This window comes from Deinococcus sp. Leaf326 (genome assembly GCF_001424185.1).
In the GTDB taxonomy this organism is placed as follows: Bacteria; Deinococcota; Deinococci; order Deinococcales; family Deinococcaceae; genus Deinococcus.
On the sequence record NZ_LMOM01000054.1, the window covers coordinates 101039 to 121282 of the forward strand.

Sequence of the window (20244 nt, forward strand, 5' to 3'; positions counted from 1 at the left end):
ACGCGGCCTCCCTGGCCGTAAGAGCCGTGGAAGGGGTTCCCGGTATCCTGCCGCGCAGGATGAGCCACGACCACTCGCGCGACGCCCACCCCCTTACCCCTGACTGGGTCGGAGACGCCGTCTTCTACCAGATTTTCCCTGACCGCTTCGCCCGCAGCGGGCGCGTGGGTGGCCTGAACCTGCAACCCTGGGGCGAGGCGCCTGAGTTTCACCGCTACATGGGCGGCGACCTGTGGGGCGTGAGCGCCAAGCTGGACTACATCCAGAGCCTCGGGGTCACGGCCATCTACTTCTGTCCGGTGTTCCAGTCGGCGTCCAACCACCGCTACCACACCCACGACTACCTTCAGGTCGACCCCATGCTGGGCGGCAACGAGGCGCTGCGGTTCCTGATCGACGAGGCGCACCGCCGGGGCATCAAGGTGGTGCTCGACGGGGTGTTCAACCACTCCAGCCGGGGCTTTTTTCAGTTCAACGACCTGCTGGAACAGGGCGAGGCGAGCGCCTACCGCGACTGGTTCCATGTCGAGGGCTGGCCGCTCCAGGCCTACGACGACACCCGCCCGGCCGGGTACGCGGCGTGGTGGGGCAACCGCGCGCTGCCCAAGTTCAACACGGCGAACCCCGCCGTACGCGAGTTCCTGTGGTCGGTGGCCGAATACTGGATCAGGTTCGGCATCGACGGCTGGCGGCTGGACGTGCCCAACGAGATCGACGACGATTCCTTCTGGCAGGAGTTCCGCCGCCGGGTCAAGGCGATCAACCCCGAGGCCTACATCGTCGGGGAGATCTGGGGGGACGCTCACCGCTGGTTGCAGGGCGACCAGTTCGACGCCGTGATGAACTACCACTTCACCCGGCCCTGCCTGTCCTTTTTCGGCGCGCATACGCTGGACCACGCTATGAACGAGCGCAGCGGCACCGGCCGGGTCGAGCCGATGGACGCCGCCGCCTTCGCCGCACGCATGGGCGAAGTCACGCGTATGTACCATCCCGACATCGTGCGCGCGCAGCTCAACCTGCTCGACTCGCACGACACGGCCCGCTTCATCAGCGCGGTGGGCGGCGACGCGACGGCGCACCGGCTGGCCGTCACCTTTCAGATGACCTATCTGGGCGCGCCCTGCATCTACTACGGCGGCGAGATCGGCCTGCCCGGCGGGCCCGACCCCGACTGCCGCCGCGCCTTTCCCTGGGACGAGGCGGGGTGGGACCACGCCACGCTGGCCCTGACCCGTCACCTGACCGCCGCCCGGCACGCCAGCCGCGAACTGCAACGCGGCGACTTTCACGTGACGCACGCGCAGGGGGGGACGCTGGTGTACGCCCGCCGTCTGGACGGTCAGGCGGCGCATGTCGCCCTGAACACCGGCCAGCAGCCGGCCCGCCTGCCGCTGGGTGACCTGCGTGCCGGCACCTACCGTGACGTGCTGACTGGCCAGACCCACGCCCTGCAGGTGGGTGCCGAGGTGGACGTGCCCGCACGCGGCGCCGTGGTGCTGGTCCCGGCCTGAGAGTGGCGGCCTGGGCGAGAAACGCATGGTGTACGAGGAACTGACCCCATTGACGAGGGAAGAGGGCGAGCCTCTCCTTGCCCACGCCCTGCCGCCCGGCGAACGCTCCGCGCTGCTGCTGCGCCTCTCACTCGCGCCCGACGAGAGTGCCTGGAAACAGCGACTGTTCGTGGCCACCCTGCGCGGTCCGGACGAGGCCCTGCACGTGGCGGCGGCGCTGGCGCTGGGACATCTGGCGCGGGTCTCCGGGCAGGTCGCCCGCGAGGAGGTGGTCGCGGTCCTGCTGCCCTTCGTCGGGCGGCCCGGTGTGGGCGCGGTGGCCGAAAACACACTGGACGACATCCGGGTCTTCTGCCCGGAGTGATGTCCGGCGTCGGGACCGGTCCTCAGTCCGCCTGGGCCCAGGGCCGGTCCTGCACACCTGCCAGTTCCGCCGCCAGCTCATGCGCCGCGCTCAGGCCCAGCACGTCGGCCAGCGGGCCGCCCAGCAGCAGGGTGTAGGCGCCGTCCAGCCGCTGCCACAGCGGGGGGGTGTCCGGGCGTCCGTGCGGCAGGGCCAGCCACGCGCCGGGCACGTCACTCAGGCTGCGGCCCAGGCCCAGGCCCTCGCCGGCCAGAGCGGGCACGGCGTCCATCAGCGCCACGAGGTCCTCCAGGGTCTCGCGGCGCAGGCCCGTGGGCACGCCGGTCAGCAGGCCGCCCACCGGCACGTAGCCCTGCGGGTCGCGGTGCCAGATGGCCGGCACCAGGGTCCAGCCGCCCGCCTGGGGCCGCAGCGTCAGGCCGCCTACGCGCAGGGTAGGTGCCGCCTCTCCGGTCGGCTGCTCCAGCCGGGGTGCCTGCCGGTAGGCGCGGCCGTGCGCGGTGTGGACCCCGAGGCCGTGCTCGGCCAGCGCGGCGCCCGCCGCCCCCACCGCGAGTACGATCTGGGCGGCCTGCACGGCGCGGCGCTCGTGGACCACGACCTCGTGCAGGTTGGTGACGCTCAGGCGCTCCAGCGTCACGCTGCCGCTGGGGCCGGGGCAGGCGCGGGTGTTGAGCAGCAGGTCGGCCCCCAGGCGCACTGCCTCCTGCGCGGCGTTCAGGGCCACCGCGCCCGGCCGGAAGGTCGCCGCGCCGGGGTCCAGCCGCGCCCAGGGCAGGGCGCCGGGGTCCAGCAGGGCCAGCGCCTCCGGAAAGTCGGCCAGCGCCTCGGCGGTGGGCCGGGGGTCCAGGCAGGGGTCGGCGCTCAATTCAGCCAGCGGCGCGGCCCGGAACTGCACGTCGCCCAGAGACCCGGCCAGCTGCGCGCGGGTCCAGGCCGCCTCGGCCTCGCGGCCCGCCGGCACGTCGTGGGTGGTCCACACGCCGGGCGCCAGCAGGGTCGCCCCCTCCTCGTTGGGCAGGCCGCCCTCCTCCACGAGCAGCAGCCGCAGTTCGGGCGCCAGCCGCCGCAGCTCACGCGCGCAGAAGGCCCCCATGCGCCCGGCCCCGACCACTACCACGTCGTAGGCGGTCTCGGTAAAGGGCTGGCCCACATGTGCCCACACCTGGCCCCGGCGGGGGGAGCCGGGCGGCGAACCGGAAGGAACAGTCATGGACAGCATGATGGAGGAAAGCGGGGCAGAGCCGGCACGCCGGTCCTTCATCCGGACCCCGGAACGGGGATGGGCCGCCGCGCGCCCGCGCCCTCACATGAGACCGCCTCACCGCCCTGTCAGAAGCGGCACAGTCCAGAGTCTTTATACTCGCTGCATTCATGCCTGGTCTCTTTCGCGTCTCGCCCGCCCGGCTGCTGCTCGGGCTGAGTCTGGCCGCATCGGCCGCCCTGTCTGCCGCCACGGCGCTCAACGTGCGGGTGCTCGTCGTCTCGGCCCCGCAGGTCACGGTCCGCGTCTCGGCCCCGGCTGCGGCCGGTCAGGCTGCCGGGCTGGCCCCGGCGTTGCCTTCTCCCGGCCCGGCCAAGCCGCAGGGCGACGCCTGGCGGGTGGGCGCGCAGGGTGAGCGCCTGACCCTGGGGGGCCAGGACGCGGGCGGCGCCACGCTGTACCTGCCGCCCGCCCCCGGCAGCACGGTCGAGATCGCCGGCAGGACCTACCGGGGCGGCGTGCTGCTGCGGGCCGTACGCGGCGGCGTGCAGGCCGTCAACGTGGTGGACGTCGAGGACTATCTGCGCGGCGTGGTCGCCTCCGAGATGCCGGCGAGCTGGCCTGCGCCCGCCCTGGCGGCGCAGGCGGTCATCGCGCGGACCTACGTCGCGGCGCGGATCAATCCCAAGGCCGCCTACGACACCTGCGCCACCGAGAGCTGTCAGGTCTACGGCGGCGTGGCGGCCGAAAAGGCCCAGACCGACGCGGCCATCCGCGCGACGGCCGGGCAGGTCGTGTCCTACGGCGGCAAGGCGGCCAGCACCTACTTTTCCAGCGATTCGGGTGGGTACACGGCGTCGAGCGCCGAGGTCTGGGGTAGCCCCGCCCCGTACCTGATCGCCCAGGCCGACCCCTTCTCGGCCGGCGGGCCGCGCGCGCGCTGGCGCCTGGAGATTCCGCTGGCGCGCGTGCAGGACATCGCCGCGCGCTACGGCGTGCGGGTGGGCACCCTGAAATCGGTCGCCGTGACCCGGCAGTCGCCCTCGGGCCGCCCGCAGGAGATCACCTTTTCCGGGGCCACGGGCAGCGCGAAGGTCAGCGGCGCCGACGCCGGGGGCTTCATCCGTTCGCTGGGGGCGGGGAGCAGCCGGGCGGTCCTCACGGGTCTGAATCCGCTCATTGTCGAGGGAGCCGGGCAGGGACACGGCGTCGGCCTCTCGCAGTACGGAGCCCTGGGCCTGGCACGTCAGGGCTACGACCACCTGCACATGCTCGGCTTCTACTATCCGGGGACGGTCCTGAGTGTTCTGGCGGGTGTGGACCGGGGGCAGGCCCGCCTGGCCGCCGCCGCGCCGCTGCCGGGGCTGAGCGCGGCTTCTGAAGGCCTAGCCGCCCAGCCGGCGCCCCTGCCGGCCGCCTCCCTGGCCTGCACGCCCGCGCAGGGCGCGGAGCTGCTCACGGCCTACGCCCCGGCCACCCCGGCCTGGGCGAGCGAGTGAGGAAGCGCCCGGCCGCGGCCGGACCGTCCGGCGCATTGCAGGCGGCGCGGCCCGCACGGGTCCGGCGTTTCCGGCTCACGCCGCGTGGACTGGCGCAGGCCGGCCGGCTGCTGTCGCTCGCGGCGCTGGGCGCCCTGGTGCTGGGCACGGCGCAGGCGCGCACGGTCCGTATCGTGGCGGCGGCCACCCTGGAGCTGCGTAACCAGGACGACCAGGAACTCGTGATCATCAGCGGCACGGCCGACGCCCCGGCCGAGCTGCGCATCGACGACGACGTGGTGCGTGCCACACGGGTCGAGTTCAACCGCACGCGGCGCACGCTCGTCCTCGTGGGCTCGGCGACCTACCGCACGGCGAAGGACGGCCAGGACCTCCAGGGCGAGAATCTGGTCGTGGACCTGGGCAGCGAGGCGCTTACCGGGCGCGACGTGCTCATCAGCGACAGCCAGCTCGAGATCCGGGGCGCGGAGGTCGAGCGGGTGCCGGGGCAGCTGCGCGCCCGCAGCGGGTATTTCACGCCCTGTGCCAAGTGTGGGCGCACCCCCAACGACTACGCCTTCCGGGCCGAGCGGCTGCTCGTGTATCCCGGCGACCGGCTGGTGGCCTACCGCGCGCAGTTGCTCCTGGCCGATGTGCCGGTGCTGTACCTGCCGGTGATTGTCCTGCCACTCAACGACCAGGCGCGGCAGCCCCGGCTGGTGGTCGGCAACGGCGCGCCCGACGGCGTGAGTATCGAGGCTGACCTGCCCTTTAGCATCGGCAGCAGCGTGCTGGGCACGACCCTGCTGCGCTACTACCAGAACCGCAGCCCCAGTCTGGGCGGCGGAGTGGACCTGCGGGCCTACGCGCCCCTGAGCTGGGTGGACCGCCTCGACCTGTACGGGCTGGCGCTGCCTGCGCCCTTTGGTGCCGACGGCACCCCGCGTGAGGGCTACGACATCGACCTGAACTTCGGCGCGAAGGGGCGTATTCCGCTGCCGCTGGCGACCGGGACCTCGGCTGCGGGCGGCTTCAGCACGTCCGGCTCGGGGGGGCTGGACTACAGCCTGACTGTGACGCGCCGCGACATCGGGCGCGCAGCCACCGATCTCGGCCGGGGCGTGACCACTGTCAACTTCGGCGCGCGGGTCGAGTATCCCCGGTTCACGGCCGCCCTGACCTACCTCGACCGCCTGGGACCGGAGCCGACCACGGCTGTCAGCGATCCGTACCAGCGCAAGGAGGTCGTGCTGGACCCCCGGCCCTTCACGGTGGGCGACGTGAACGTTGACATCAAGCTCACGGGCGGCGAGTACACGGCGGGCAGCAACGCCCTGTCGCCCTCGGCCAGCGCGGCCGGCCCGAACGTCACGACCACCCGGCTCGAGGAGGCCCACGAGATCAGCCTGACCCGCCCGCTCGGCCCCGACACCGAACTGCGCCTGACCAACTCCTTTGTCGGGCGCTACTACGGCACAGGCGGGCGCACGGTGCAACTCCGGCTCGCGGGCTCCCTGACGCGGCGCTGGGCAGGAACGAACACCTTCAGTGTCAAGCAGGAATACACCCGCCTGGAGGGTACGAGTCCATTTACCTTCGACTCGGTGCCGCAGCTTCTCACGGCTCCGCTGGAGGTTACGGTCAGTACCGTGCCCACGCGGGGCTCGACCTTTGGGGCGACCTACCGGCGCGACGCCTTCAAGCAGAGCAGCCTGACCGGTGCGGCGGTGCGCAACGAAACCCTGAACGTGACGGCGGGCGTGACCCGCCGGCCCGTGAACGCCAGCTACGCGCTGGACTACAACTTCGCGACCGGCGACCTGACCAGCCTGAGTTACAACTTCACGGTAGGCGACCCCGACTCGAACCGCCTGACGCTGGTGCCCGCCGTCCCGGCGGTGCCGGCCACGCCCACCACTCCCGCACGCCCTGAGCGTCCGGCCTACTACGCGCGCAGCAGTGCGTGGCCCTTCCCCAGGGTGACGCTGAGCGCCTCGGGCGGGTATCAGGCCCCCACCGGCGTTCAGCCGGTCACGGTCGCCGCCACCGTCGCCAGCGCGGTGCGCACCAACGCCTTTACTGTGACCGGCGTCTATGACGTGCGGCAGCCCGCCAAGGAACTCACCAGCGTCAGCGCGCGCTACAGCGCCGTGACCACCCGTGATACGGTCCTGAACCCGGTCAGCGTGTCGGGCAACGAGACACTGGGCGTCGCCTTTCCGCGCCTGTCCGGCAGTCACAGCCTGACCTGGCGCGGGTACACCGTCTCGACCGCGCACGACCTGACGCTCGAACGAACCGATACGGCGACCGACAGTGGCCGAGTGACCTTCAGCGTGGGCAACCTGGCGGGCACGGCCGACAACTGGCAGCTCACCTACGGCGGCCCCTACGATCTGCGCCGCCTGGGATTCACCAAGCCCCAGGTCACCGGGTCGCTGAACCTCACGCGGCCGGGCCAGCGTCTGAGTGCTGCCGCCTCGCTGAACCTGCCGGGCCTGGACCAGACCCGCACCGAGTTCTCGCAGGCCAGCCTGAACGCGGCGTGGCAGCGCGGGCGCTTCTCGCTGTCGGGCAACGCGACCTACCTGCGTAACCGCGCCAGCGAGGACCTCGCCACCGACACCCTGACCTTCACGCCGCTGCGCGCCGGGGTGGCCCTGGGGGACGCCCGCAAGCCCGGCGCCTACCTGACGGCCAGCCTGGAACAGACCCTGACCTACGTCAACGGGGTGCGCCAGGGCGACGCGCGCCCGGCGCCGGTCGTCGGCCTAACCATCGACCGCTGCTGCTGGGTGCTGCAGGCCGAGGCCAACCTGATCCAGGGCCGCTACCGCATCGCGGTGGGGCTGCCGGGGCAGTACTACCCCCTCTTCAATCTCGACGCCACCGGCACGCAGCTTCCCCTCCTTACCCCCACCCCCTGAACCTGGACCCGCCGGAGGTTTTGCCCATGCCCATCATCCGCCGCTCGACCCTCGCCGCCTGTGCCCTGCTGACGGGGCTGCTGAGCGCCTGCACTGGCCTCGTGGAGGAGAATGTGTCCGGAACGCGCCTGGCTGTCCTGAATGGGGGCGGCACGTCGTTGGGGTATCTGGACCTGAAAGATCTGAAGGCGTCGGATCAACCCCGGCCGACCAGTCTTCAGGGGCCTGTGGCGGTCGAGGGCGGGGTGGACCTCGCCACCCTGAGCGGCGGACGCTCGCTCGCCCTGACCCGCGCGGTGGGCATCGAGCAGCGCGGCGTGGACCTGAACGATTCGCAGCCCTTCGCTCCCCTGACCCCCACTCCCTGCCTGACCCAGACGGCCCAGAGCGCGGCGCGCGACCGCCTGCTCACCCTGAGCCAGTGCGTGACGAACGGTCCACAGACCCTGGCCTTATACCGTGCCGACCGCAGCCTGGTATGGACGACCACTCTGAGTGTGACCCCGCCCATTCCGGAAACCGACACCCCGCCCACCCGCCTCGCAGTGCGCGGCGACACGGGGATCGTGTCGCGCGCAGCGCTGCGAGGCGGCAGCGAGGTCGTGGTGGTCACCACCCGGCCCCTGAACGACCCCATTCAGGACGGCACGCCGCTGGTGGGCAACCCGCAACCCAGCGCCAGCATCCGCGACCTCGCGCCGTCGGGGGACCTCATCTATGCGGCGACCGATTCGGGGGTGCGGCCCCTGCTGGCAACCGGCGTGCCCGACACTCAGAACGCGGTAGCGGCCTTCGGAGGCACGCGGGTGGACCGGTTGTGGGCCGGGATCAGCGGCACGCGCACCCTGCTGGCGGCGTGGCGCGACAATGCTCTGAGCGGCACCGGCAGCGAGCCCCTGCGCCTGTGGGACGGCACCCGCACCACGCCCGCGCCCACCGTCGATAACTTCTCTAACCTACGCGACGTCACCCTGGACCTCAGCGGCGGCCTCTACACCCTGACCCCCGGCACCCTGACGCGCTACGACACCGTGCTGGGCCTGAACCAGAACAACTGGTCACCCGCTCTGCTGCTGGGCAACCTGAACGACGCGCGCTCGGTGACGTGGCTGGTGCCGTGAACGTGGCTGAGGTCGCGGGAAGCAGGAACAGGACCAGCCGCTGATCCTGCTGCGGCTAGCGCCAGGCGAGAGGCCGCGTTACCCCTGGCTGCTTGCCGTCAGTGGCGGTACAGCTGCCCCCAGCAGCAGCAGGGCGAGGGCTGGGGCCGCGTTCCGCGTGCCCAGCAGGGACAGGCCGCCGCGTGCCAGGACCGTGACCACGGCACCGCTGGCAGGCGAGAAGCCCAGCGCTGTGCGGGTGCCGCGCGCCACGCCGTCGTGCCAGCGGGGCCACCCGGCCTCCGGGGTCGCCGGGCCGGGCGGCGGCGTGATGAACCAGCCCGGCGTGGCCCCGGCGCGCGGTAGGGGTAGACCGCGCGGGTGTTCGCCTGCCTTCCAGTGCTCGCCCGCCGCGCCCGACAGGTGCGCCTCGCCGAAGGTCAGGAGGTCGGCCGCCGGCGCGAACAGCCCTCCGGCGCCCGCCAGGGGCCCGAAGCCGGTCGCCTCGCTGCCGCCCAGCAGGCCGCGTGGGGTGACGAGTTCGCCCGGCGGGGGGCGCAGTCCGGTGCGCGGCAGGCCCAGCGGACCGGTGACGTACCGCGCGAGCGCCGCACCATAGCCCGCCGCCGACAGGTCCTCGCCCGCCGCGTGGGCCAGGGCCAGGGCCAGCACGCCCACGCTCAGGTTCGAGTACAAGAAGGTGGGGGGCCGGGTCTCGCGGCTCCAGCGCCGCGCACTCGCCAGAGCCTGCGCGCCCGTCATGCGGCCGTAGGGATCGTGAAAATGGGTCAGGGAGGTCAGGGCCGCCCGCGCCGGATGGCCCGGTACTCCGGCGGTGTGGACCGCGAGCCTCCGCGCGGTGAAATGGAGGGGCAGCCCCCGCAGAGGTCCCCCCAGCCGGCGCAGCGGCGTGTCCCAGTCCAGCGCCCCGCGCGTCACCAGCGCCGAGGCGAGCGCCGCCGTGAAGGGCTTGGTCACGCTCGCCAGCTCGAAGACGCCCGCCGTAGGGACGCCGCCCACTGGGACGAGCAGCCGGGTGCCTGCGCGCGACACGCCCAGCACGCCCCCGCGCGGCAACGCGGCGCGCACGACCGCCGGCAGCACTCCGCCCTGTGCCGGACCCAGGTCCAGCAGATCGGCTACCTCGGCCAGGCGGGTGCGCAGGGGGTCGCGGCGAAACATCTTCAGGTTCTGGCGCGGGCCTCGCGCAGCAGCTCGGAGAGGCGGCTCAGCGCCCGGCTGTACTTCTTGGCGTAGGCGCCGTGGCGGTAGGTCTCGTCGAACAGCGTGCCCAGCGGCGCCCCGGTGAAGGCCGCCGGAATCCCGAGGTCGTAGAGCTTGTCCACGAAATGAACGAAGCGCAGCGCCGTGTTCTGGTCGGGCATGGGGCGCAGGTCCGTGACCGCCAGCGCGCCGACCCCCTCCAGCATCGCGGCGAACCGGCTGGGGTGGACGTCCAGCAGGTGCCGGCCCAGGTCGCGCTGCGTGACGGGCGCCAGCGTGTCGGGGTCTTGCCGCCCGGTCCAGGCGGCGTACTCGGCCGCCGAGAGCGGTTCCTCGGGGACGGTGCCGCGCTGGCGGTAGTCCGGTCCCTCAACCCGGTGCGGCGAGAAGCGGCCGGCGATGCCCTGAATCTGGCGCTGGAAGTCGCCCGCGTTGAAACGGCCCTGTCCCAGCGCGCCGGGCTCGGTGTTGCTCGTGGCGACCACGCTGGTCCCGCCGGGCATGACTCCGCCCAGGAAGGTGTTCGCCATGTGCGTGTTGCCGGGGTCGTCGAGCTCGAACTCGTCGATGAGCAGCAGGTCGTGGTCCTTGAAGGTATCCACCGCGCGGGTCATGCCCAGTGCCCCGATGAGATACATCAGGTCCTGGAAGCTCATGAGGGCGCGCTTACCGCCGCTGGCGTGGTACGCGCTGGCGAGCAGGTGAGTCTTGCCGACCCCGAACCCGCCGTCGAGGTACAGGCCCCGCCCCCCCGGCCGCGCGCGCCGGAACAGTCGCCACCCGCCCGGCTGGGTCTGGCGCGCGCCCTGCACGAACGTCTGGAGGTCGTCGCGGGCCTGGGTCTGGCTGGGGTACTCGGGATTGGGGCGGTAGTTGCCGAAGCTCACGTCCGCGAACCGGGCGCTGGGCACCAGGCCGCCGCTCATCTCCTCGGGCGACACCTGCGGGTCGCGGGCCAGCAGGTCGATCATAGAGAGTCCGGGTGAACGCCCGGAACCCGGTTGTCTTCGGGCCGCTCCGCCCGCAGTTCGGGGCGATGGACCACCTCTCTCGCCGGAATTCTTCTCACCTGTGCACGTCCAGCTCTACCTTGAAGTTGCCCCGGCGCGTCTCGTTCACGACCCGCTTGAAGTCGATGCGGCCCAGGCCGTCGGCGCTGAGGCTGTCGCCCTCGCGGATCTCGCTGCTGGAGCGGGCCGGCTGGCCGTTGAGGCGGACCTTGCCGCCGTCGATGCCCTGCTGGAAGTACGCGCGGCTGACCCCGAAGCCCTTGGCTCCCACCACGTCCACCCGCATGGACGGCACCACGACCTCGCGCACCTTGCTGCCCTTGCCGGCCGTCTCGCCGACTTCCTCGACCTCGACCTCGCGCCCACCGAGCTCGGTGAGGTCCCCCAGGGCCTGTGCCGCCTTGCCAGTCGCGGCGATCAGGAAGGCTCCGCCGCGTTCCTCTCGCACGTCGCCGAGCTGCTCCTCGTTCAGTTCGAGCCGGCGCAGGTGCACCGAAAAGTCCTGGAGGTCCCAGCCGGGGCCGCCGGGGGCCGGGGTCACGCGCCACACGGCCACGCCCGAATCGACCTCGGGGATGTGGGCGGGGTACAGGGTCAGGATCACGCGCCGGGCGTCGGGGAAACCGCCCGCGAACTTGTGGTGGACCTCGTCGTCCTGCAGCAGGCGGCGGTCGATCTCGTCGCCGTCCACGAAGGGCGTACGGACCACGCGCCCGCCGCGCGCCTGGGCCACCAGGGTAGAGAGCTTCTGCTTCATGCCCGCCACTCTAGAGCAGCCTGCACGGCGAACGCCCCCCAGGGCAAGGGAGCCTGAAGGGGGGCGTGGTGGAAGCGGGTCAGCGCCCAGTGGCCCGGTCAGGGCAGCTTGTTGCCGGCGGCGCGGTAGATACCGTACCAGTCCTCGCGTGACAGCGTGATCTCGGCGGCCCTGGCACAGTCGCGCAGGCGCCCGATGTTCATGGTGCCGGTCACGGGCTGCATCTTTGCGGGGTGACGCAGCAGCCACGCGACAGCAATGGTCGTGTTGCTCACGCCGTGCGTAGCCGCCACGCGGTCGATCTCGGCGTTCAGCTCGGGGAATTTGGGGTTGTCGAGGAACACGCCCTCGAAAAAGCCGAACTGAAAGGGCGACCAGGGCTGGATGGTCACGTCGTTCAGGCGGCAGTAGTCCAGAATGCCGCCGTCGTGATCCACCGAGGCCGGGTTGGTCATGTTCACGTTGATGCCGCTGTCGATCATGCCCGTGTGCATGATGCCGAGCTGAAGCTGGTTGGCGACCAGGGGCTGACGTACGTACCTCTTCAGCAGCTCCATCTGGTAGGGATGCTGATTCGACACGCCGAAGTGGCGCACCTTGCCGGCCTGCTCCAGTTCGTCGAAGGCGGCCGCCACTTCTTCGGGCTCGACCAGCGTGTCAGGGCGGTGCAGCAGCAGCACGTCGAGGTAATCGGTCTTCAGGCGTTTCAGGATGCCGTCCACCGAGGCCAGGATGTGCTCCCTGCTGAAGTCGAAGGTCTGAACGTCCTGCCGGATGCCGCACTTGGACTGGAGCAGCATCTGGTCGCGCCGCAGCCCGAGGGCCCCCACGGCCTCCGCGAAGATCTCCTCGCAGCGGCCCTTGCCGTAGATGTCGGCGTGGTCGAAGAAGTTGGCGCCCGCTTCCACCGACGCGCCCACGAAGGCCTGCGCCTGGGCACTGTCGAGCGAGTCGATACGCATACAGCCGACCGCCACCACCGGAACGTCGAGGTCGCTGGTGCCGAGTTTGATGGTTCTCATGGTCTGTCCCCCTGAAGAAAAAGTGGGCACCGGGGTGCGGCGCCGCGCGCGGACCTGCTGGGTTTCGGGCGCCCGCATTGAAGCACGCCGGCCCCCGGCACCGCGCCGCGCCGCACCTTCACACCGCCTTTAGAGCCCCGGCCGGAGAAAAGACGTCGCAGGAGGCCGGGCTGGGTGCCCGAGAGAATAGAGAGGAGAAAGCCGGCGCTCTGCTGTTGCGCCTCTGCATCTGGAACTCTGCTCCGGGACGACAGTGGCCGCGCGATTCCTACGGCCCGCCGAACACCTGCACCCAGTAGGTCGGAAACAGCGTGGCCGCCGCGCCGTTGTTCACCGCGCCGCCGAACAGGGTCCAGGCCGGGCTCATCAGGTTTTCGCAGTGGCCGGGGCTGCCCAGCAGGCTCTGTACGGCCTCCTGCGCCGTGACCGGGCCGTAGGAGAGGTTTTCGCCCACGCTGCCCCGGAAGCCGTAGGCGGCCGCGCGGTCCAGCGGCGTGCTGCCGTCCTGCGGGTTGACGTGGCCCCGGAAGTTCAGGCGCACGAGGTCGGTCGCCTGCCGGGCCGCCGCCGCCTCCAGCCGGGCGTCCCACTTCAGGGGGGGCACGGCGTTCATAAGCCGGTCGCCGCATTTCTGCCCCTGAAAGCGGGCGCGGTTGGTGGCCGCCAGAAAGTCGCCGAGCCAGCGGCGGCTCTGGGTCAGGTCTACCCGGGCAGGGGTGGCAGCGATGAGGGCCAGGCGGTTACCAGCGGTGCTCAGGCCGTATTCGCTCAGGTCGCGCCAGGGGGCACAGCTTTCCTGCACGGCCCGGCGTAGCCCCGCAAGGTCGCCGAAGGTCAGCTGCCAGCCGTGCGCGTCGTGGGCGCGGTACCCCTGAGCAATCAGGGCGCGGGTCAGCTCGGTGCCGCGCAGCACCTCGCGGGCCGCCAGCCCCAGCGCGGGGGTCTCGCGCGCCGTCACGCCGCAGCGGGCGAGTTCGTGCCGGGCGGCGGCGGCGGGATCGGCCACGTTCTGGGCCAGTCCGGCGCCGGTGGCCAGCAGCGTGGCGGCGAGGGCAGACAGGCGGCGGTTCATTCGTCTCCCAGCCTAGAGCTCCGGGCCTGACGGCCTTCTGTCAGCGTCCGGCCGGGCCTTCCCCGCCGGGGGCGGTCAGGGGACGCAGCGCGCCGCCTTCCCTGAAACGCAGTTCCGCGACGGCCACGGCTCCGCTGAGCAGCGTTATCCGCAGCTGTGGCCCGGCGACCCGGACCGCTCCGGAGACGTACAGCCCACGGACCTGCGTGGTCAGCCGGGCGCGCGCCTGGGCGCTCAGTGTGACCGGCGTTCCGGCAGCCGGGAGGGCGGGTGGTGCTGGCGCGGCGGCCCAGGGACCGGGCCGTTTGCCCGCCGGTCCTCCCCCCGGCAGCGGCGGTGTGGCGAGCGGCTGCACGTTGCCCTGAAGGTCGAACCCCACGGCGCTCACGGCCTGGCCCTGGTAGGTCAAGGCGGCCTCGGGGCCGGCCGGGCCGCGGCGCACGGCTCCGATCTCGAGGGCCGTGACGACCTGGGCGGCGCGGGCCAGAACCGCGCGCGTCTGCGCGAGGGTCAGGGTGACCTGCGTCTGGGGTGGGCGGGGTCCGGCCGGGGGCCGGAGGTCTTCGCCCCGTTGCGCGTGGCCGGTTGCCGACCCACCCAGTACCCCCACACACAGCAGCGCTGCGGCGAGGGCACCGGGCCGGAAGTTGGGAAAGAGTCTGGGTCTGGTCATGGTGTGGGGTTCAGCGTAGAGCCCTGACATGAACGCCGCGGCAGAGCGGGGATTCGGAGACGGGTCCGGGCAAAAGCACAGGGGCCAGCACGGCGGCTGACCCCTGGATGCGTCCGGTATCCGGACTTACTTGCCGGGAGTGACGGGCGCGGGCGCGGCTTCGCCGGGCTGGGCAGGCACGGCCGGAGCGTTGCCGGGCCGGACCGGAGCAGCGGTGCCGGGCTTGGCCGGGGTGCCGGAGGTCGTCTTGTCGGCGGCGGGCATCGGCGGGCGGGGCATGGCGCCATTCTGGGGACCGCCGTGGGGAGCCTGGCTGGGCAGCGCGGGCACGCAGTTCAGTGTGCGGTCACCCAGACGGCCCTGCTCGGCGCGGGGGGCGCCTGCTTCGCGCTGGCCGGGCTGGGGCTGCGCGGCGCCGGGGCGGGCCGCACCAGGACGGGCTGCAGAGTCGGGGCGCGGGGCACCCGGGCGCTCGGCTCCCGGCTGGGGCGCGGCCGGACGGGCCATGCCGGCAGCCGGGGCGACGGGCGCCGGGCGGCCCTGCTGGGCGCCGGGCTGCGCGGTACCGGGCTTGGGGGCATCGGCGCCGGGTGCGGGCGGGGTGGGGAGGGCCGCGCCGGCCTGGGGTGCGGTGGGAGCAGCAGGCTTGGCCATACCGGTCGCCGGGGTACCGGGCTGAGGCGGGGTAGGCAGGGCGGCGCCGGCCATCCGGGGTGCGGGCGGGGTCGTCAGGCCACGCGCTTCGGGGCGGCCGACCGGGCCGGCCTGAACGGTGCAGAAGTACGCTTCGCCCTGGCCCTGGGGGGCCTGGGGACCACGGGCGCCGCGGGCCAGGCCGCCCTGGCCGGGAGTGCGCTGCCCGGTGGTGGGCGGGGCGGCCTGCGGAGCGGGGGCAGTGGCGGCGGGCGCCGGCGCAGTGGTGGGCGAGGCGGAGCCGCCGGCGGCGAGGCTCGAACCCAGCAGGGTCAGGGTGAGCAGGGTCAGGGCGGGCAGGGTCTTGCGGTTCAGGTTGCGCATGGGGGGTCTCCTGGAGTGAGGTGGACGGAGGGCCACAGCTTCCGGACGCGGTGTCCGGCGGGGGCCGCTCTGCTGTCCTGAGAAAGAGTGTGGCAGTGGCCGCTGAAGTGCTTCCGGCACGCCGCTGAATGAATGCTGAATGCGCCCGGTGCCCCCGAAACGGCGGCTACCAGCGCGTAGGTCGGCGCGCCTCAGCCGGACTTCTCAGACTGGCGGCGGGACCGGCGCTGTTCTCCCTCCGGTGCCCGGAAAGCGGGGCGACTCCGGATCAGGCGGGCGCGTCGCCAGGGCCTTCCAGTGGCAGGGTGAAGCCCACCCGCAGCTCGCCTTCTTCCTGCGCGGCGAAGGTGTCACCGCCGTGTGCGCGGGCGGTCGCCTGCACGATCGACAGCCCAAGCCCCGAGCCGCCGTCGCCCTGTCTGGTCTGCGGCCCACGGGCGAAGCGGTCGAACAACCGGGGCAGAAATGCCGGGGGCAGTGTGGCAGGGTTGCTTACGCTCAGTACGGCGCGGTCCCCCTCGCGGCGCAGCTCGGCGCGCACCACGGCCCCCGGCGGACTGTAGGTGGCGGCGTTGCTCAGCAGGTTGTGCAGGGCTCCCGCTACCCGCGTCCGGTCGGCCCAGGCGCTCAGGCTGGGAGCCTGTACCTCGAACTGCACCTGTGGGGCGAGGTCGGCGCTGCGGGCCACCTCGGCGCGCAGCAGCTCGCCCAGGTCGGTGGGTTCGCCCCGCAGCGGCTCGCCCGCGTCGAGCTTGCTCAGGAGCAGCAGATCGCCCACCAGCCGCGCGGCGCGCCGGGTCTCGCGGCGCAGGTTGTCCAGCAGCCGGGCGCGGGTCTCACGGGCCTTGTCGCTCTCGTCCAGGGCCAGCCGTTCCAGGATTTCCAGACTGCCCTGCATCGCCGCCAGGGGGGTACGCAGTTCATGCGAGGCGTCCGCGACGAAGGTGCGGGTGCGGGCCTCCTCGGTCTCCAGACGTCCGAAGGCCTCCTGAAGCCGCCCGAGCATCTGGTTGAGACTCCCGGCCAGCGAGGCGACCTCGTCCTGGGCGCGGGGCAGCGGCAGCCGCGCCGAGAGGTCGCCCGCACCGAGCGTGCGCGCGCGCGCCGCCATGTCCCGCAGCGGACGCAGGCCCAGGCGCAGCAGCCGCGCACCGATCAGCGCGAGCAGGGCCAGCGCCCCCGCCGCGATCAGAGCGTAACTGCCCGTGACCCCCAGGGCCAGGCGCCCTCCCACGTTGCCCGGCGTCGCCAGTCCTGCCAGGAGATCACCCGAGAGTGGCCGCAGGAACAGGGTGCCCGCGTTCCCTGGCAGGGCCCACTGGCCCGTTCCCAGCTGGCGGGCCGACTGCGCCGCCGCCGCCGGTAGTTCGGGGTGCGGCGCGGTGTCGGTGTAGCACAGCGCCGAAGGGTGGCCCTGTGCGTCCGGGCAGTCGGCGCTGGGGGCACTGAGCACGAGCACGCCCCAGGTGCCCGAGGCGAGCGCCGTGGCCGCGAGGTCCTGGTAGGCCGCGTACAGCCGGGTCTGGGCGTCGTCCTCCGCCTGGGCGCTGCGGGCGATGAGGGCCAGCCCGCCCGCCGTGAGCTGGCGGGCCTGCGCGTCGCCGAAGTCGCGCACCCGCAGGAACAGCAGCCCCCCGATGAGCAGCAGGGTCAGGGCCACGCCGCCCAGCAGCAGCGCGAGCAGCCGCGCGCTCAGGCCCAGTGGCCCCAGGGACCGGGGGCGCGAGTGCACGCGTGGGCCTAGCGCAGCCGCAGGGCGTAGCCGGCCCCGCGCACCGTATGGATCAGTTCGGGGTCGCCCAGCGCCCGGCGCAACTGGCGCACGTACACCTCGACGATGTTGTCGTCGCCCAGAAAGCCCGCGCCCCACACCATGTCCAGCAGCGCCGCCTTGCTCAGCGCCCGCTCGGGCTGGCGCAGGAACGCCGCGAGCAGGTCCAGGGCGCGCGGCGTGAGGTCCAGGGGTTGCCCGCCGCGGCTCGCCTCCCGCAGCTCGGTGTCGAGGTTCAGGTCGGCGTAGGTCAGCACCCGCCCTTCCTCGGGGGCCGCACGGCGCAGCACCGCCCGCAGCCGCGCCACGAGTTCGCCGAAGTGAAAAGGCTTGACGAGGTAGTCGTCGGCCCCCTGGCTCAGCCCGGCGATACGGTCCTCGACGCCGTCGCGGGCGGTCAGGATCAGGACCGGCACGTTCTGGCCCGGCCGGCTGCCCCGGCGCAGGGCGCGCAGCACCTCCAGCCCTCCCACGCCCGGCAGCCCCAGGTCCAGAATCAGGGCGTCGGGCCGGCCGGCGGCCAGCAGGTCGAGCGCCTCGCCCCCGCTGGCCGCTACCGTGACCTCGAATCCCTCGTAGCCCAGGCCCAGGCTCAGGTAGTCGCGGATGCCCGGATCGTCTTCCACCACCAGCACACGCGGCATAGGGCGTCAGTGTAGAGCTGCGCCGTGCGGAGCGTGCCCGACATGAAGACTTCCGGTCACCCCGGACAGGTTGTGCTGGGCCATAGCTGGCAGCTGCGGCCAGAGTCCGCCCGGAACTCGGCGGGGGCGTCTACCGGTCCCCGGCGCCCGCTTCTGGTCCGGCCTCCAGCTCGGCCAGACGCAGACCGCGTTCGTAGAAGTCCCACAGCTCACCAGTCCAGCCCGCGTAGAGGCGTCGGCGGTTGGCAGCGTCGGCGGCCTCCAGCGCCTCGCCCAACGCGCGGTAGAAGCGGCTGCCCTGTTCGCGCAGGGCGCGGGCGGTCCAGTAGGTGGGCGCGGCCATCAGGGTGCTCAGGCGGGGGTCGGCGGGAGTGTCCACGCCGGCATGATGCCGCCTGGAAGGGCGTCTGCTAGGCTCCTGGGCATGACCAGGGTCATTGCCATCACGTCGGAAAAGGGGGGCGTGGGTAAAAGTACCCTGGCGGTACACCTGACCGGCGCCCTGCACGGACGTGGCCTGAACACGTTGCTGGTCGACGAGGACGACCGCGTCGGCAGCGGCCTGCGCTGGGCGCAGCGTGCGCTCGCGGCCGGAACGCCGCTGCCGTTCGGGGTGGTGGGCGCCGACGACGTGAAGCCCAGGATGCTCTCGGGCCTCGACGCGCTCGTACTGGACACCGAGGGCCGCCCGCGCCGCAAGGACCTGCGCCAGCTCGCGGGCCGCGCCGACCTCATTCTGGTGCCCAGCGGCGTCTCGCCCCTGGAACTCGACGCGACCCGCGAACTGCTGGAGTTCCTGACCCCCGAGCTGGGGGCCAAGGGCGGAGGCCGGGCGCAACTGCGCGTCGTCCTGACCCGCGTGCCCCCGGTGGGCCGTGCAGGCGAGGAAGCGCGCGACGCCCTGGTCCGTGAGGGCGCGGCCGTGTGCCGCACGCTGGTGCGCCAGTACGCCGCCTACCAGCGGGCCGCCGAGGCGGGAGCGCTCGTGCGCGACGTGCGGGATGAACGCGCCGCCAGCGCCTGGACCGACGTGCAGGCACTGGCCGAGGAGTTGATGTAGGAATATGGGACGTTTCGATTATCTGGAGGCCGTGCCGGCCGAGGGCGGCAAGAAGAAGGCCCGCAAGGCCCTCAAGAAACTGAGGAAAAAGGCCGCCCTCGCCCTGGTGGCCGAGCCGGTGGGGCGCCGGGGCGAGACGACCGAGCGGGTCGAGGCCGTGTACGTGCGCAAGGAAACCGTTCGGGCCGTGTGGCGCGAGGTGAAGCAGGAGGGCGGCGAGAGCGTGAGCGAACTCGTCGAGGACCTGCTGCTGCGCTGGCTGCGTGAGCGTGCCTAGACCCGGAGGTGGGGTCGGGGTCGGCCGTTTCGCTCCCAGCCCGACCGGGGCGATGCACCTGGGCAACGCGCGCACGGCGCTGCTGGCCTGGCTGCACACCCGCGCGCAGGGGGGGCGCCACATCCTGCGGTTCGAGGACCTTGACACCGGGCGGGTGCGGGACTGGGCCTACGACCTCACCCGGCGCGACCTGGCCTGGCTGGGCCTGGACTGGGACGCCGAATACGTGCAGTCGCGGCGGCTGGAGCACTATGCCGCCGCCCTGGCCCGCCTGGACACCTATCCCTGCACCTGTACCCGCAGGGAAGTGCTGGCCGCCGTCGAGGCCAGTGCAGGTGCCCCCCACGGCGAGGAACCGGTGTACCCCGGCACCTGCCGGTCGGGGACCCTCCAGCCGGATCGCCCCGCCGCCCTGCGCTGGCGGGTGCCCGGCCGGGTGGTGTGCGCCGCCGATGCCCGGAGCGGCCAGGAGTTGTGCCAGGACCTGCCCCATGAGGGCGGGGACTTCGTGCTGCGGCGCGGAGACGGGGTGTACGCCTATCACCTCGCCGTGGTCGTGGACGACGCCGAGATGGGTGTGACCGACGTGGTGCGCGGCGCCGACCTGTGGCCTGCCACGCCCCGGCAAGTCGCGTTGCAGGGGGCACTGAGCTACGCCACGCCGCGCTACTGGCACATGCCCCTGATGACCGACTACCGGGGCGAGCGCCTCGCCAAGCGGGGGGGAGCGCCGCCGATCTCGGCGTTGCGGGAGGCGGGGGAGCGGCCGGAGCGGGTGCTGGGGGAGCTGGCGCGGTCGTTGGGGTGGGCCGTGCCGGGGGAGATCACGGCGGCAGAGTTGGTGTCGGTGTACCGGGGGTGGGCGTTTTAGGGTGGGTTTTGGGTTGGAAGGCGGTCTGGTCTCGTTTGCGCTCCCCCCCAGTCCCCCTCCCGCCGGGAGGGGAGCTAAGCGCTGCGCTCGGCAAGAGTCGTGCCGGAGGTCGGCGGGGCGGCTCCTGCTTGCGGCGTGACGGCTCAGCTCGGGGCCGGCCACACTGGGTTGGAATGGCCCGCGCGCTGCGCGCACGACGGCCTTCGGGGGAGTTGGGCGGTGGGGTTCGCTTACGGCCAGTGAAAGCTCGGGCTTTCGC

At 72.7% G+C, this 20244-nt stretch carries 19 protein-coding genes; 8 read left to right on the forward strand and 11 right to left on the reverse strand.

Annotated elements, in window-relative coordinates; translation table 11 throughout:
- Positions 1 to 59 precede the first annotated feature (59 nt).
- Together ASF71_RS15885 and ASF71_RS15890 are read left to right on the forward strand one after the other, a co-directional pair.
- Entirely contained in the window at positions 60 to 1514 is a 1455-nt protein-coding gene (locus tag ASF71_RS15885; protein WP_056302133.1) for a glycoside hydrolase family 13 protein, read from the forward strand.
- Positions 1515 to 1539: 25 nt separating this feature from the next.
- Complete coding sequence (locus tag ASF71_RS15890) at positions 1540 to 1878, forward strand: hypothetical protein (RefSeq protein WP_056302135.1); 339 nt, start codon at positions 1540 to 1542, stop codon at positions 1876 to 1878.
- A gap of 22 nt (positions 1879 to 1900) precedes the next feature.
- Here ASF71_RS15890 and ASF71_RS15895 read toward each other — a convergent pair whose 3' ends face one another.
- Positions 1901 to 3091: an FAD-dependent oxidoreductase gene (locus tag ASF71_RS15895; protein ID WP_056302283.1), complete on the reverse strand. Its 1191-nt coding sequence runs from the start codon at positions 3089 to 3091 to the stop codon at positions 1901 to 1903.
- A gap of 161 nt (positions 3092 to 3252) precedes the next feature.
- Here ASF71_RS15895 and ASF71_RS15900 point away from each other — a divergent pair, with 161 nt between their 5' ends.
- The 3 genes from ASF71_RS15900 to ASF71_RS15910 are packed head-to-tail and all read left to right on the forward strand — an operon-like array spanning position 3253 to position 8608.
- The gene (locus ASF71_RS15900) at positions 3253 to 4581 is read left to right on the forward strand and encodes a SpoIID/LytB domain-containing protein (protein ID WP_082506103.1); all 1329 of its coding nucleotides are present in this window, start codon (positions 3253 to 3255) and stop codon (positions 4579 to 4581) included.
- The gene (locus ASF71_RS15905) at positions 4578 to 7487 is read left to right on the forward strand and encodes a hypothetical protein (protein WP_369815008.1); all 2910 of its coding nucleotides are present in this window, start codon (positions 4578 to 4580) and stop codon (positions 7485 to 7487) included. Before ASF71_RS15900 ends, ASF71_RS15905 begins: the two co-directional genes overlap by 4 nt.
- Positions 7488 to 7513: 26 nt before the next feature.
- Positions 7514 to 8608, forward strand: coding sequence for a hypothetical protein (locus ASF71_RS15910; protein ID WP_235514541.1), 1095 nt, complete (start codon positions 7514 to 7516; stop codon positions 8606 to 8608).
- Between the two features lie 78 nt (positions 8609 to 8686).
- On the opposite strand, the gene ASF71_RS15915 is transcribed toward ASF71_RS15910, so the two are convergent.
- From ASF71_RS15915 to ASF71_RS15960, 10 genes are all read right to left on the reverse strand, one after another.
- On the reverse strand, positions 8687 to 9769 hold the full coding sequence (locus ASF71_RS15915) for a serine hydrolase (protein WP_056302138.1): 1083 nt from the start codon (positions 9767 to 9769) through the stop codon (positions 8687 to 8689).
- A gap of 2 nt (positions 9770 to 9771) precedes the next feature.
- Positions 9772 to 10782, reverse strand: a complete 1011-nt coding sequence (gene zapE / locus ASF71_RS15920; RefSeq protein ID WP_056302140.1) for a cell division protein ZapE — start codon at positions 10780 to 10782, stop codon at positions 9772 to 9774.
- Between the two features lie 94 nt (positions 10783 to 10876).
- Positions 10877 to 11578, reverse strand: a complete 702-nt coding sequence (locus tag ASF71_RS15925) for a S4 domain-containing protein (RefSeq protein WP_056302141.1) — start codon at positions 11576 to 11578, stop codon at positions 10877 to 10879.
- Positions 11579 to 11676: 98 nt separating this feature from the next.
- A complete protein-coding gene (locus ASF71_RS15930; protein WP_056302287.1) occupies positions 11677 to 12600 on the reverse strand; it encodes an aldo/keto reductase family oxidoreductase in 924 nt (307 codons plus the stop codon).
- A 268-nt stretch (positions 12601 to 12868) separates the two neighbouring features.
- The gene (locus tag ASF71_RS15935) at positions 12869 to 13672 is read right to left on the reverse strand and encodes a CAP domain-containing protein (protein ID WP_056302144.1); all 804 of its coding nucleotides are present in this window, start codon (positions 13670 to 13672) and stop codon (positions 12869 to 12871) included.
- A 40-nt stretch (positions 13673 to 13712) separates the two neighbouring features.
- Positions 13713 to 14345 (reverse strand): hypothetical protein, encoded by a 633-nt coding sequence (locus tag ASF71_RS15940; RefSeq protein ID WP_156372874.1) that lies wholly within the window; start codon positions 14343 to 14345, stop codon positions 13713 to 13715.
- Between the two features lie 126 nt (positions 14346 to 14471).
- Positions 14472 to 15362, reverse strand: coding sequence for a hypothetical protein (locus tag ASF71_RS23985; RefSeq protein ID WP_056302149.1), 891 nt, complete (start codon positions 15360 to 15362; stop codon positions 14472 to 14474).
- A gap of 268 nt (positions 15363 to 15630) precedes the next feature.
- Positions 15631 to 17094: a cell wall metabolism sensor histidine kinase WalK gene (locus ASF71_RS15950; protein ID WP_056302151.1), complete on the reverse strand. Its 1464-nt coding sequence runs from the start codon at positions 17092 to 17094 to the stop codon at positions 15631 to 15633.
- An 8-nt stretch (positions 17095 to 17102) separates the two neighbouring features.
- Positions 17103 to 17777 (reverse strand): response regulator transcription factor, encoded by a 675-nt coding sequence (locus ASF71_RS15955; protein WP_056302153.1) that lies wholly within the window; start codon positions 17775 to 17777, stop codon positions 17103 to 17105.
- 130 nt (positions 17778 to 17907) lie between these two features.
- Positions 17908 to 18120 carry a hypothetical protein gene (locus ASF71_RS15960; protein WP_056302288.1) on the reverse strand — a complete coding sequence of 71 codons (213 nt, stop codon included), beginning with the start codon at positions 18118 to 18120 and terminating at the stop codon, positions 17908 to 17910.
- 81 nt (positions 18121 to 18201) lie between these two features.
- Here ASF71_RS15960 and ASF71_RS15965 point away from each other — a divergent pair, with 81 nt between their 5' ends.
- From ASF71_RS15965 to gluQRS, 3 genes are read left to right on the forward strand one after another with little or no spacing between them, the layout of a single operon-like run.
- On the forward strand, positions 18202 to 18837 hold the full coding sequence (locus ASF71_RS15965; protein ID WP_056302155.1) for a ParA family protein: 636 nt from the start codon (positions 18202 to 18204) through the stop codon (positions 18835 to 18837).
- 4 nt (positions 18838 to 18841) lie between these two features.
- Positions 18842 to 19114, forward strand: coding sequence for a hypothetical protein (locus ASF71_RS15970; RefSeq protein WP_056302156.1), 273 nt, complete (start codon positions 18842 to 18844; stop codon positions 19112 to 19114).
- Positions 19101 to 19985: a tRNA glutamyl-Q(34) synthetase GluQRS gene (gluQRS, locus tag ASF71_RS15975; RefSeq protein ID WP_156372875.1), complete on the forward strand. Its 885-nt coding sequence runs from the start codon at positions 19101 to 19103 to the stop codon at positions 19983 to 19985. Before ASF71_RS15970 ends, gluQRS begins: the two co-directional genes overlap by 14 nt.
- The last annotated feature ends 259 nt before the right edge of the window (positions 19986 to 20244 follow it).

Coding starts and splice junctions, on each gene's coding strand:
- ASF71_RS15955 (WP_056302153.1), bottom strand. CDS start 17,777: ATGCCGCGTGTGCTGGTGGTGGAAGACGATCCGGGCATCCGCGACTAC.
- ASF71_RS15890 (WP_056302135.1), top strand. CDS start 1,540: ATGGTGTACGAGGAACTGACCCCATTGACGAGGGAAGAGGGCGAGCCT.
- ASF71_RS15970 (WP_056302156.1), top strand. CDS start 18,842: ATGGGACGTTTCGATTATCTGGAGGCCGTGCCGGCCGAGGGCGGCAAG.
- ASF71_RS15935 (WP_056302144.1), bottom strand. CDS start 13,672: ATGAACCGCCGCCTGTCTGCCCTCGCCGCCACGCTGCTGGCCACCGGC.
- ASF71_RS23985 (WP_056302149.1), bottom strand. CDS start 15,362: ATGCGCAACCTGAACCGCAAGACCCTGCCCGCCCTGACCCTGCTCACC.
- ASF71_RS15895 (WP_056302283.1), bottom strand. CDS start 3,091: ATGACTGTTCCTTCCGGTTCGCCGCCCGGCTCCCCCCGCCGGGGCCAG.
- zapE (WP_056302140.1), bottom strand. CDS start 10,782: ATGATCGACCTGCTGGCCCGCGACCCGCAGGTGTCGCCCGAGGAGATG.
- ASF71_RS15910 (WP_235514541.1), top strand. CDS start 7,514: ATGCCCATCATCCGCCGCTCGACCCTCGCCGCCTGTGCCCTGCTGACG.
- ASF71_RS15960 (WP_056302288.1), bottom strand. CDS start 18,120: ATGGCCGCGCCCACCTACTGGACCGCCCGCGCCCTGCGCGAACAGGGC.
- ASF71_RS15900 (WP_082506103.1), top strand. CDS start 3,253: ATGCCTGGTCTCTTTCGCGTCTCGCCCGCCCGGCTGCTGCTCGGGCTG.
- ASF71_RS15915 (WP_056302138.1), bottom strand. CDS start 9,769: ATGTTTCGCCGCGACCCCCTGCGCACCCGCCTGGCCGAGGTAGCCGAT.
- ASF71_RS15940 (WP_156372874.1), bottom strand. CDS start 14,345: ATGACCAGACCCAGACTCTTTCCCAACTTCCGGCCCGGTGCCCTCGCC.
- ASF71_RS15930 (WP_056302287.1), bottom strand. CDS start 12,600: ATGAGAACCATCAAACTCGGCACCAGCGACCTCGACGTTCCGGTGGTG.
- ASF71_RS15965 (WP_056302155.1), top strand. CDS start 18,202: ATGACCAGGGTCATTGCCATCACGTCGGAAAAGGGGGGCGTGGGTAAA.
- ASF71_RS15885 (WP_056302133.1), top strand. CDS start 60: ATGAGCCACGACCACTCGCGCGACGCCCACCCCCTTACCCCTGACTGG.
- ASF71_RS15925 (WP_056302141.1), bottom strand. CDS start 11,578: ATGAAGCAGAAGCTCTCTACCCTGGTGGCCCAGGCGCGCGGCGGGCGC.